The following is a 12,088-nucleotide window of genomic DNA, read 5'->3' as shown; positions in this document are numbered from 1 at the left end:
AGATATTCCAAGAAAGTTAATGAAGTTCCCCCCAAGAAATATCGGGTGAGCCATGTTATCGTTAATAGTGCATTTTCAGCTCATTTTTGTACCGTATTTGGGTCTCGGAGGTTTGCAATCGAAAACTGATTGGAAAGGTTGTAGAGAGAGTTCACAATGGTTGACAATAGTTGAATAAATCGGGAGAAATAAAGCGAATTAAACATTAAAAAATGAGCAGAAATGGCAAGTAGTAGCATCAGAATCAAAAAGGTATGCGAGTGGTGTGGAGAAGTCTTCTATGCACAAAAGACAACAACTCGATACTGTTCACATCGTTGCAGTTAGAAAATCCACTCAAAGTAGCCCCCTTAATTCACAGCAATTTGCCCCCTGTTAAATTTTTCCATTCATCCATCCTGTTCATTCTTGTTTTCTTCGTATTCTTCCTGTCAGTTATGCCAGGTTCTACATTAATTTTCGTTTATAAATATAACGATTCTTTTTTACTTTTACATTTCCGTAGCGACTCCCCGAAGAGTTCAATGCGTATAGCCTGATGTACAATTCTGTCCAGAACGGCATCGGCAATCGTCTTTTCTCCAATAACGTCATACCAGTCTCTTACCGGAACCTGTGATGTTATGACGGTGGATTTTTTACCATGCCTGTCCTCTATGATATCCATCAGATTCATCCGCCCCTGGGAATCGAAGGGTTGTATACCAAAATCATCCAGTATAAGCATATCCAACCTCTCGATTTTTTTGAGTTCTTGCAGGATTGTACCTTTTGCCTTGGCAACCTTAAGCATCCCCATAAGTCTGGATGTGTTGGCATATAGCACTTTATATCCTTTCTGGCAAGCCTGGAAGCCAAAAGCTGTTGCCAGATAACTTTTGCCTGTTCCGGCGCTTCCGGTAATAAACAGGTCTTTGTGTTCCCTGACAAAAGTCAGGTCAGCCAAACGTTAGGTGAGGTTCTTGTCCAGCCCCCTTTCCACCGAGAAGTCTATTTCTTCAATGGTGGCCTTGTATCTGAAGGAGGCCTGCCGGATAGCTCTCTACCGCACGATTTCTGCGGTCGTCCCATTCACTCGAGACCAGCCACGAAACGAACTGGTCGGTGGTCATACTCTCCGTCCGGTGTGTTTCCAAACTTGTTTTAAAGGCATAATACATGCCTTTAAGGTTCATCCCTAACATCTTTTCCAATGTGTCCTGATTCATTTCCATATTGAGTCTGATTGGTTTATTGGTAATATTCTTTTCCTCTGATATTCCCATGGGAAGGCATCTCTGTTTCTTGCCCGGCACTGTCTTCCAACGGGAACTCATCCTGCCGGTTGTTGAGGATGCGCTCGATGATGGGATAATTGTACAGTCCGTAACTTGTAGCCCAACGACAGGCGTTGGTCAGCCGGGTGTTGCCGACCCTGCGTGCGAAGCTAAGAATGCCCTGGCACGATTTATAGGCTTGCTCCGGATGTTTTTTCTCTTCCATCACCTGACGGATATATGCCTCCACGTCCGGATGGATAGCCGCCGCCTCATGTATAAATTTGTCCGGGTTCCATTCCGTGATATAGCGATGGTGTGAAGCCAGATGCTCTTCCAGGGTCGTGTACCGGCAACGGGCCCTGTTGCGGGTATAGGTGGCAATCAGCTCGTAACCGTAATAGATGCATACCTGGCGTGAGGTATATAACAAGATGACTTTCTTGCCTATATAGCGGCAAGGCACGCTGTAGTAATGGGCATCTTCCCCCAGGCGGACATGACCGTTTTTCATCACGGTAGCCCTGTAACGCTGTTTGAGTTCAAAGCGGATGGGATTTAGTTTGCGCAAGGAGTCACGTTCTATCTCCTCGAACTGTTCCCGCCGGCTGTATTTACGGTCTGTGAGCGGAGTGTTATTGTGGAGTCCCAATGCCACGCGGGTAGCTGCGTTCAGTGAATCCAGGTCATAAAACTCGCGTTCCTGTATCTTAGGATAGATACTGCGGTAAATCAGTTTAACGGTGCCTTCCACCAGCGCCTTGTCACGTGTTTTGTAAGCCCTGGCGGGGATTACGGTACAACCGTAATGTTCGGCAAAGGCTGCAAAATCCTCATTCAAGATGGCCTCGTATTTACTGCTCTTGGTAACGGCAGACTTGAGGTTGTCCGGGATGATGGCGGAGGGAGCTCCCTGGTAGTATAACAAAGCGTTTTCCGAAGCACGGATCAAGTCCTCTTTTTTCTGGCTCATGACAGCTTCCACATAGGTTAACTGGCTGCAGGGAAGAATCGCGACAAAAACCTCCACCGGGATGATTTCTCCCGTATCAAGGTCAATGATGGAGAGTTTGTCACCGGCGAAGTCAATGAACACTTTATCACCGACCTTGTGTTCAAGATGCATGATAGGGCGGCTGCAGGCTATATGCTGCTGAATCAGAATATAGAAACGGGTGCGTCCATAACCATCCGGATGCGAAGAGAGGTACTCGCGATATAAAGCCTCACGCGTAACACCTTTCTTCTGAAGCCGCTTGCAATACTCAGGCAGCAACGACTTTAGTTCTTCCATCCGTTCACTTTCTGTCTTTACTCTGGTCTTTTCGTGGAATAACTCCGAGAGTTCCTGGTCCGATAGGGACAGCACCCCTTCATAATCCAAGCCGCTGCGTTGAAATACTTGTAAGTATTTCTTGACCGTGTTGCGCGAGACGGTTAACATGCTGCTGATACTTTTGGTACCATGACCCTGGGAGTAACAGCGTAACACTTGACGAATCTTTTCCATTCCTAATTGTTTATTGGGCAAAACTGACTTTTATTTGTTTTTAACAAATAAAATAGAATTATAGGCCGGATAAACAAGAATGAAACTCTTTTTTAGGGGATTACTTTGAAGTGAATTTAAGGGGTCACTTTCGAGTGAATTTAGGGGATCACTTTAAAGTGGACGGAAGGGGGCAGATACGAGTGAATTTTCCACCACGAAGAGATTCATAGCCTAACTCACCAACGAGTTCTGTTTCCTTGAACCAGTCAAAATCGGCATATACATATAGTGTTTTCATCGTTTATTCCTTTTTTGAGGCACGTCCCCTTGTCTTCAAACTCAAATCCTGCAAAGATTTTCCCAATTTGTCTTCTTTGGCCAGCCACAGAATATCATCGTCAAGCTGTAGAGCATACAACACTCGCAAATAGATTCCGATTGCTACTGTCGGTGCGCCTTTCTCTATTCGAGACACGGTCAACGGAGAACAAGTGGCATGTTCTGCCACCTGAGCCACACTCAGATTCCTGCGTAAACGAGCCAATTTAATCTGCTCTCCCACAACCGACATCTTCTGCTCCAATTTTCGGGGTAACTTAGTTCCCATTGTATTCTTTGCCATTATTTTATCTATTTAAGGTGCAAAGCGACTGCGTAAATGACTTTGCTATATCCAACCTATCATATAATATGCAAATATATTACTTTTTATCTATTTAATGATGTGTTGCTGCGAAAAACACAAAATTAAAAGAGATGGAATTTAAACAATGCTTTAAGTTCTATGCAAATACTGATTTCTACCACCCAATATTATTGGCAATGAAGCTGAAAGTTTTAAAGAAGCCGACTTTTACCTTTGTCAATGATTATGATTAAGGTAAGAGCCAGCGTCTTCAATTCAAGCGTCAAGCGATGGAATTCACCAACTCTTCACCCTGCCATTCCGCAAGAGAAACAATTGCATTGTATTGCTCCAAAGTCAAAGCCGATTCACCATCGTCCGAGCATTCGTATTCCCACGGCAGTTCATAAACAGTACCTTCCTCCTGATAACCCATATAGTTATGGTATGAATTGGGAATCAGCCGCACATAATCTTCTTCACGCAAAATCCTCAGGAGTTTCTCGGCATCACGAATCAGCAATGGCACTCCTGCCTTATATAGAGCTATGGCAACCTCAATGGTCAGCCCGACATTGGCCGAATAGCTATTAGAGACAACTATCATCCAACCCTGCTGCGACACCTTCGATGCAATGACATTCAGGCGCGAAAGTCTCAGCTCGCTATAATGGTCTGTTGCAAACCGTATAAAATCCTCTGGGCTGTCAATGTCGTATAGTCTGTCTACATCTACGAACCTTACTCGCATGTAGTAGGCTACATCTCGCAGCTCTTCCGGAACATTCGGCTGTTCTTTGTAGATACGATTTCCAACACCTCGTTTCCGGTAGTATGTTTCATACACCTCGTTAGCGATGCGGTAATACATACAATATTGCCGGATGGTCATAGTCTTCAGATGAGGTCTGGAATGTTCCTTCACTGAATCCTCCAAAGCCTTTATAGCAGTCTCCCGATCTTCCACCTCAATTTTGAACTTCGGTGCTATCCGATTGAGTTCCTTTCGTGCAATCCGCCCAGTCCGTTGCTGGTACGGCAGATTGTGCGCCACATAGTCGTTGACCCCATCGAGATTTGCAGCAATAACATCAACCAGCCTCTGCAAATAGTCGAAAAACTGGGCAATGGAATTCCGACACCATGCTTCATCTGATTCTCCACCGGCATAAGAGGAGCGATTCGTAATGATGAAATGCGTATGTTTTCGGTCTGTAACGCGAATCGATCGGAGCTCTTCGTATCTATAAGAGGCAATATGAAACCACTGAGTTTCCGTTGGATTGAATGCAAGCCAGTCCGCAAGAAATGCTTCTTTGTTTCGATACTCTCCTGAAGCAATCAGTTCTTCAACATCACCCCATTCCTCGGGAGTGGGTCGTGGCACCTCAATGTAGAAGCCACGATACTCATCATCACCCATTACGGTAAGTTGCTCGAACTGGTGCTGAATTTCAACCAGCCGTTCCAGCATATCGCCGCTAACGATGATTTCACAATGGCGCACTTCACCTAATGCTTCTATATGCAAAGCGTTCAGCCCAACCTCTTTCGCCAAATCAGTAAAGAGTTTTCTATCTATTATTATCTTTTCATTCATTGCTTTATGCTCTTTAAATTTCAACATACTTTCCCGGATCAAACCCACTCACAAGATGCTCATTCGCAAAAACATATCCCATCTGGTTGCAGATTACCCGAGTGCCACCAATCTCGGTGTCGATATTGCTATGCGAATGTCCATAGATCCAAACATCTATCCGACTGCGAGCAATCCAATCACCATACTCGCTGGCAAAGGCACTATTCAGCACGGAGTTTTTGTGTTGTGTGGCAACCACCTCAAAAGTAGGCAAATGATGAGTAACCACCACAATATGGCTCGCCGTACTCTCTTTGACACTTTTCCGGATAAAATCAATACAAGTATCGTGCATCCGATTGAACTCCTCTACCTGTAGCAATTTTCCGTCAAACTTGATTTGGCGAAAGTCATTCATGTCTTTCCACACGAAATACTCGTCATTCGGATTAATCCTCGACCATAGCGTACTCAGAACAAAGTCGGTATCATCGATACGGACTACCTGATTCTGATAGTACCCCACATTCTTTCGGAACATCCACTTCCATTGCAGTCCTCGTTCCATCACATCACAATAATTGTAATATTCGTGATTGCCGGGAACAATCAGAACCTGCTTATAATTATCCGAAGCCCATTTCCAAAATTTCATCATAGGAGCAATCCTATCCCTAAGATAGAATATATCTCCGGCCAAAACCAGCACATCACCGGTAACAGGCAATTCATTATGCTTTAAATATCTGCTATTCTCCCCGAACTCCAGATGTAAATCGCTCAAATATTGTATCTTCATTACTCTTTCATTTTTGATTGTTCAACCTGTTTTTCAATGATTGTCTTCACTTGTGCAAATGAAACCGGAGTGAAATCATTGTTATCAACTCCAACATCATACTGTGTCGGATAGAGGTTCTGAAGCTGAGTGGCATCAATTCCGGTATTATTCTTCCTTGTATGCACATGACCGAACAGTTGCCATACATCTTTGTATCCGCCATCAAAGCATAGAAACGGATAATGATTCAAATATATCTTCTGCTTGTCCACCTCTATATGCATCTGCATAGCCACATGCTCAAATCTATCGACATAACCCTGCCTCAAATTCTTCAAATCATGGTTGCCGAGAATCAGATATTTCTTGCCGTTCAATCTATTTAGTATTTTAGTCCATTCGGCTGAACCGCCAAGACAGAAATCACCCAAGTGAAAAACAATATCGTCCAAGCCAACTGTATTATTCCAATTGGAGATAATCGTTTCATTCATCATTTCCACATCCTTAAAAGGTCTGTTGCAGAAACGAATGATATTTCCGTGATAAAAGTGGGTATCAGATGTGAAGAATACCTTATTGCCATCAAATTTATAATTCATCTCTTCTCAATTTATGTGCATCACTGCACGTTAATAATCTGTTTGCCAATCACCCATCAGACGGAAATGACAGAAAAGCATCGTAAGGTAGCTGTCACAAATGGGTATACAACAAAATAGTTGGAAAGTTTGGTAAAGACTCTCCAACTATTCAGTTTATATTTTCAATCAGGGTAGAATAAACTACACCATGCTATGTTCGTTGGAAAGTATTTACAATACAAGGTTCAATGCCAAAGACATGAACATTCGACACAGATTCAGGGCGTTTATTACTCCAAATTGTGACCTTCGATAATATGTTCATTCTATTTCTCTGCATTGTTAGTTTTTACATCGTTTCAAAATCGGTGCAAAATTAGCAAATAAATTCCATATTCTACATCACTTTCCGAGAAAATCCATGTAGCCGCCTATATGCCCCACATAATAAAAACTGAATCTATGCAATAAAACACAGATTCAGTTTCTGATCATTTAGCCTACTCCATTGATTCCCGAATAATCCGCCGAGTCTCTTTTTTATACTCCTTGCGGTCATATTCAAATCCTCTGCACATCAAACAGCTACACGGAGTACCTGTAGTTTTGTAAACTTGTGCCCATTTGTCTTTTGCCAATTCAAACCAATGAGGATGTTCATAATAGCTTCCATCCTCACGAATGATGCAATGACCATAAGCGGCATAAAGAATCATGCGAGCCTTAAACACACGAGCCATTTGTTGGCGTCTCCAAAATTTGTTTCTTTTGTCCATCGTCTCTTTCTATTAAAGTTAGGATGAACAATGATGTTATTTTGGTGAGACTTAATATATCCATAGCTAATACCTTTAAATGTTATTCTGTTAATTTATTTATACATGACGTAAGCTGCCTTACTGCTTATTCTCCTTTGAAATGGCAACCATTTCATAATTGAAGAAATCAAGAAGTTGATTCATCTTATCAAGGCGTAACGTTTCTTTTCCTTGTTCAAGATCACGAACAAAACGCAATCCTACCCCCAACTTCAACGAAAGTTCCTCTTATGTTAGATGATATTGCTTTCGCAATATTTTGACCGTAGCTGATAGACCATTCATAGGCATCCTATTTTATACCTTTTCGGGTGCAAAATTAAAATGAAAATCAAATATTATATCAGCTAGGGTATGATTTATTTATATCTTAATAAATTGCATGTATGTTCTACATTCTCAAACCTTTTCAATATATGTAACCTTCTTGATCATAAGCTCTTCGCTCATGACAAATAAGATCTATTAACTGCTGCAATTCACATACATCTGACTTAATATCCTTAAAACGGCAATACTGTTCATCATATCTTTTCTTAGAACCTGATTTCAATCGAAATCCAACATCGTCTGGAATTAAATATGAAGAACGTTCCTTACCCAAATATTGTTGAAATTCAAAGAGAAAAATATTTATTCCTGCCAAATCAAAATCACCGAAGTAAAGATAATGATTGGGAATAGCACATAGCCATCTTCTAAGATCAGTTGATTGTGGATACCTGGACACAAAGAGCACTCTATTTGAAAGCTTATGCACTTGAAGATATTCCTCAAAAAATACTCTTTGCTTGCGAATCATCCTAAAATTTTCCATATTCTCAATGCCAATCACTACTACGTCTTCTGGAATTATAAACTTCTCCCACTCTGCGACAAAAAGAAAACTTCCTTCTTGTGGATTTACTATAAAAGCCTCTCCGTCAAGAAAACATTCAATAGGTTCGTAGCTGTTTACAGGGAATCCCGGGCAGGAACGGACCATAACAAGTTTGGAGTTTCCTGTTTCTATTGCCATAGAAGCACGGGAATCTGAAGCATCTATTTCGAGAATGCGAAAACTCTCATCCTTATCTATAAGAAATCTTTTTAAAGCCTCAGTATCACGGGCACGATATGATTTTCTTGAGCCATGAGATATAACCAATAGCATACCTTCAGCCAACAGTTCATCACGTAACTTACTGTTTAACTTTGAGCCTGCGACTTGTTCTCCTGCTATTAATGCCTGTATAGATGCACTTATTGCCATATAACCTCCAACTATTTTATTCGTTTCAATAATTTTTCTACTCTCGTCCTCACTCCATGTTTACTCAAGAGATAGGTATATCGGTAGTCATAAGGGTTATATGACGTTGGTGAACTGTTGATGAGATAGATATTGCGTGAATTGGCAAACTGCAGAATACCTTTGATATTGTTAGGGTGCAAGCGCCCTATCTCATCCATCATACAGTGTACAATGAAATCACCGTTCTTTCGGGCTGCCTTTTTCTTAAAAACGTTGATGAGCATGATATTGACCATTGCTTTCACAAGAATATCTGTACCATCTGACCCTACATTATTAATACGCTCAACCCAGTTCGTGTCATTGTCGTTCTCCTTTACACGAAACTGTAAACGGAAAGTATCACCTAATGATACAGATGGACGATTGGGTTCGTTTTGCAGTTGATGGGATAGACTCTTCAGGTAATCCACGACCTTGCGGTTCACCTCATCCCGATTGTTGCTTGAGAAGAGATTAAGTTCGCCAATAGAGAGAGCATTCTCTACGGTATAATCATGAATGGACATAAGCAGTTGCATAAGCTTATCAGATGATTCATTCGCTCTCAGTTCAATACTCTTGATTACTCCTGCAAAATTCTTTTCTACAAAATCACGATTTAGGTCAAGTATCACCCCATCTACATCGGATCTACGTTTCATCAGTAAACCGATTTCTGTTGAGATACGTCCTAGGATATCTTTATAATGCTCGCTGGTACGTCTGCGGAACTCCTCGATTTTGTTATTGTCCATGAAGTCCTGCAAATCAACCGCAATTTGCAGATAGTCATTATCTGTCACTGGCATCGTGTTGAAATGGAAAGCATTTTGAGGCTTGAAGTTACGATTGAAACTAACAACTATATCTTTAAGCTTGTCAATTGATTCGCGTTTTTGATTGACAGTACCCCTAAGTTGGCTCAAAAGCTGCTGACAATCTTGATGTGTCTTCATCATCTTGTCGTCAGAGAGATAAGTATCAGGTACCAAATATTCATTCTCGACCATCTGATGATAAATCTTTAAGCCCTCTTTTCTATGCGCCAGTTCCTTGAGGACTATATTCTGACGTCCTTCCATTTCCTTGCATTTTTTTTCGATGCGTGTTCGTTTATCTTCATAACGCTGGCGTATCATTGAGAGTTGTTGCTCGATGTCCTTAATAGTCTTTCTGATTTCCGGTTCCTTGGCAAAAAGATTTTGCTCGGCATCGCGATATTTGATAACTATTGGACGCTCCTTTTCAATCCTCATCAACAGTATCTTCAAGTCCTTCAAAGCTTTGCGATATTGTTCAAGCAGATTCATGTCAACGCCCTTACCTGCAAGTTCCGCTTTCTGCTGTTCTTCGAGTTGCTTCTTCTGTACCGCAAACTCCTGATTACGCAGGGTTGCTTCTGAATTTTGTGATTCTTTGAAAATGCGTAGTTCCTCGTCAAGTGCTTTTGAAGCCTTATTGAATGACGAATCAAGCTCTTTAAGGTCTTTTTTATTCCTTGCCTCATTTTTTTCACGAGTTTCCTTCTCCGATTGCACTCTTAACAGTGCTTCATTGAAGGAGCGTTCACGGATTTCTTTTTCTTGTTCAATCCATTCCTGTTCTTCCATCTCCAGCTTATGCCGGTGGTTTTGCAGATTCTGTAGTTTGACAGGTATCTGTTCTTCTTCAACCTTTAACAAGGTCACTTTCTGCCGAAGTGGATTGAGCCGTGTTGCATATTTCTTTCCGAGTTTCGATATCTCTTCCTGAAGAGTAACAGGTAATCGCATGAGCTGACGGTTAATCTGCAGCACTTGCTCTTCCAAGTTCTTCTTTTCCAGTCTATACTCGTCAGGAGTGCGATGCACTGAGGCAATATTATCCAGATTCAACCTTATGCCAAACAGATTATCAGATGCGACGTCCAATTGAGGTTCAAGCTCTTGCGCATATAGAATCCGTTCCTCGTCAATAACTTTGCCTATCGTATTTTCCCAGCCTCCCATATTTTCACAAAGCCATTTATAAAAAGAACCGTCTAAATGAGCAAGTAAATCATTTATCTTTGCAATTTGTACACGAATTTGTGTGCGGTCTGCCTCAAGACGTTCCTGCTCACGCAGAGATGCTTGTTTTATTTCTGTCTCTTTCATCTCATACTCGGCAGTAATCTGGTCAATCTGGCTTTTTACTGCTGTCTGTTGAGCTGAATTCTCTTTCTCAGTCAAATTCAACTGCAGAAGTTGTTCATCCACCTGCTTTATTTTATCGGCCATAGGATGCCACTGACGGAGTTCCTTCAGTGCATTATCAGCCTTATGCTGTTCAGTCAACAATATCTGCAGGCGATCGTCAGACTCATATCGCCAACTGTTGAAAGTAACCATAATCTGATTTCTATTCTTGGTGCGTTCTTCTTCCAGGTTCTTACGTTCTTTCTGAAGTATGGCTTGTTTCTGATAGTATGCCTCTTTCTGAGCGTTCTTGAATGCCTGACATGCATTTTCCAGTTTAGCCTTTGCTATGTTGTACTTTTCCTCTATCGAGGCATGAGTTTTCAATAAGTCATCCAATAGCGTTTGTTTCTCTGTTTCTTCCTGTTTGATAGCTGTTTCTCGGCCGGCAAGAGTAAGTATGGCTTCAATATCAAAAGCATCGAAGTCCTTTCTTGCCTGTGCTATCTCCTTCAGTTTACTCTTCTTGGCACCAAGTTCTTGATTGAGCGAGTCTTTTTCTTTATCATATTCTGCTGTAAGTTCTTTCTCACGGTTACGCTCTTTCTCAATGCCCACTTTAACTTCTGTAGCTTCAACTTCCAAAAGCGGTATACGTTGCTCACTATAAGCTACGGCATGATTCAGCATACGCCATACATCAGTCAATTGCTGGTCGAGCGCCACAATTTTACGACCCTGTTCAGCAATTTTCAATGCCTGTTGGCGCACTGGATAATTGCCATCACGTGCTTGACGGAACCAGCAGTCTATCTCATCATACTCTCGCTCGAAGTCTATAACAAGTCGTCTGTAGGTCTGCAGATCAATGGGTAATTCCTCATCTGTCATGGATTGTATGATCGTGTTCTTTACAAAGTCTGCATCCAATTTTGTATTCAGAAAAACGTTTTGAATGCTTCGTGGGATATTCTGATAATGCGAACTTTGCACTAATGCATAACGTGTATATTTATGGTCATGGGTATTGCCGAAAATAATATCCTTGAACATCACACCGGATTCTATTCTTGCAGAAACGGCCACATTCTTGTCTATACGTTCACGAATCTTCACCCAGTCACTCAATACCTGCTTGTCATCGATAATAAACCATTCACGCTGATAGGGCGCATCAATGAATCGCCATGAAGCACGTCCTTGGTATCTGCTAACCAATATGGTATATGCACCATTGTCACGCATCACCTCATAAAATATATACGAATTTGATTGGCGAAAATAGAATTCATCAAATGACTTCTGTCCCTGTTGAATACCCAAACGATGTTTGTCGGCATTATAGAAAAACAGCAAAGCTCTCAACACTGTACTTTTACCCACACCTTGTGTTCCTGTAAAATGCACATTGCCATCCACAGAAATCTCTGCATAGGGGATATTGGCACTATTGATAAAAATAATCTTATTCAGGTACTTCATCTTCATTGACTATTTGAATTATTTCCACCAATTCTT

The 12,088-nt window shown here is 41.5% G+C and carries 9 protein-coding genes and 3 pseudogenes; 1 reads left to right on the top strand and 11 read right to left on the bottom strand.

The features are described 5' to 3' along the window. Window positions 1–222: 222 nt before the first annotated feature. Window positions 223–324 (top strand): annotated as a pseudogene (locus DWW90_RS21010) (DNA-binding protein); the annotation flags it as partial. A gap of 139 nt (window positions 325–463) precedes the next feature. On the opposite strand, the pseudogene istB reads toward DWW90_RS21010, so the two are convergent. From istB to DWW90_RS05540, 11 genes and pseudogenes are all read right to left on the bottom strand, one after another. After that, window positions 464–1,214: pseudogene (gene istB, locus DWW90_RS05585) on the bottom strand (IS21-like element helper ATPase IstB). Window positions 1,215–1,230: 16 nt separating this feature from the next. Further along, window positions 1,231–2,766, bottom strand: coding sequence for an IS21 family transposase (gene istA, locus DWW90_RS05580; RefSeq protein ID WP_233547649.1), 1,536 nt, complete (start codon window positions 2,764–2,766; stop codon window positions 1,231–1,233). A 148-nt stretch (window positions 2,767–2,914) separates the two neighbouring features. Further along, window positions 2,915–3,046, bottom strand: a complete 132-nt coding sequence (locus DWW90_RS20935; protein WP_255418846.1) for a hypothetical protein — start codon at window positions 3,044–3,046, stop codon at window positions 2,915–2,917. 3 nt (window positions 3,047–3,049) lie between these two features. Beyond that, entirely contained in the window at window positions 3,050–3,370 is a 321-nt protein-coding gene (locus DWW90_RS05575; protein ID WP_122344277.1) for a helix-turn-helix domain-containing protein, read from the bottom strand. A 286-nt stretch (window positions 3,371–3,656) separates the two neighbouring features. After that, window positions 3,657–4,973 carry a hypothetical protein gene (locus tag DWW90_RS05570; protein ID WP_122344294.1) on the bottom strand — a complete coding sequence of 439 codons (1,317 nt, stop codon included), beginning with the start codon at window positions 4,971–4,973 and terminating at the stop codon, window positions 3,657–3,659. 13 nt (window positions 4,974–4,986) lie between these two features. Next, window positions 4,987–5,754, bottom strand: coding sequence for a metallophosphoesterase (locus DWW90_RS05565; RefSeq protein ID WP_122344276.1), 768 nt, complete (start codon window positions 5,752–5,754; stop codon window positions 4,987–4,989). Then, entirely contained in the window at window positions 5,754–6,338 is a 585-nt protein-coding gene (locus DWW90_RS05560; protein ID WP_122344275.1) for a metallophosphoesterase, read from the bottom strand. Before DWW90_RS05560 ends, DWW90_RS05565 begins: the two co-directional genes overlap by 1 nt. 482 nt (window positions 6,339–6,820) lie before the next feature. Next, complete coding sequence (locus tag DWW90_RS05555) at window positions 6,821–7,096, bottom strand: hypothetical protein (RefSeq protein WP_122344274.1); 276 nt, start codon at window positions 7,094–7,096, stop codon at window positions 6,821–6,823. A 120-nt stretch (window positions 7,097–7,216) separates the two neighbouring features. After that, window positions 7,217–7,423 (bottom strand): annotated as a pseudogene (locus DWW90_RS20725) (helix-turn-helix domain-containing protein). Between the two features lie 124 nt (window positions 7,424–7,547). Next, window positions 7,548–8,390, bottom strand: a complete 843-nt coding sequence (locus tag DWW90_RS05545) for a hypothetical protein (RefSeq protein WP_122344273.1) — start codon at window positions 8,388–8,390, stop codon at window positions 7,548–7,550. Window positions 8,391–8,401: 11 nt separating this feature from the next. Beyond that, the gene (locus DWW90_RS05540) at window positions 8,402–12,052 is read right to left on the bottom strand and encodes an ATP-binding protein (RefSeq protein ID WP_122344293.1); all 3,651 of its coding nucleotides are present in this window, start codon (window positions 12,050–12,052) and stop codon (window positions 8,402–8,404) included. Between the last annotated feature and the right edge of the window lie 36 nt (window positions 12,053–12,088).

It is taken from the genome of Parabacteroides sp. AF17-28 (assembly GCF_003479205.1).
GTDB lineage: Bacteria > Bacteroidota > Bacteroidia > Bacteroidales > Tannerellaceae > Parabacteroides > Parabacteroides acidifaciens.
This window is presented reverse-complemented; position numbering and strand designations above follow the sequence as displayed.

What these genes read in the sequence shown, in the direction of transcription:
- istA (WP_233547649.1), bottom strand. Translation starts at nt 2,766, where the DNA reads ATGGAAAAGATTCGTCAAGTGTTACGCTGTTACTCCCAGGGTCATGGT.
- DWW90_RS20935 (WP_255418846.1), bottom strand. Translation starts at nt 3,046, where the DNA reads ATGAAAACACTATATGTATATGCCGATTTTGACTGGTTCAAGGAAACA.
- DWW90_RS05575 (WP_122344277.1), bottom strand. Translation starts at nt 3,370, where the DNA reads ATGGCAAAGAATACAATGGGAACTAAGTTACCCCGAAAATTGGAGCAG.
- DWW90_RS05570 (WP_122344294.1), bottom strand. Translation starts at nt 4,973, where the DNA reads ATGAATGAAAAGATAATAATAGATAGAAAACTCTTTACTGATTTGGCG.
- DWW90_RS05565 (WP_122344276.1), bottom strand. Translation starts at nt 5,754, where the DNA reads ATGAAGATACAATATTTGAGCGATTTACATCTGGAGTTCGGGGAGAAT.
- DWW90_RS05560 (WP_122344275.1), bottom strand. Translation starts at nt 6,338, where the DNA reads ATGAATTATAAATTTGATGGCAATAAGGTATTCTTCACATCTGATACC.
- DWW90_RS05555 (WP_122344274.1), bottom strand. Translation starts at nt 7,096, where the DNA reads ATGGACAAAAGAAACAAATTTTGGAGACGCCAACAAATGGCTCGTGTG.
- DWW90_RS05545 (WP_122344273.1), bottom strand. Translation starts at nt 8,390, where the DNA reads ATGGCAATAAGTGCATCTATACAGGCATTAATAGCAGGAGAACAAGTC.
- DWW90_RS05540 (WP_122344293.1), bottom strand. Translation starts at nt 12,052, where the DNA reads ATGAAGTACCTGAATAAGATTATTTTTATCAATAGTGCCAATATCCCC.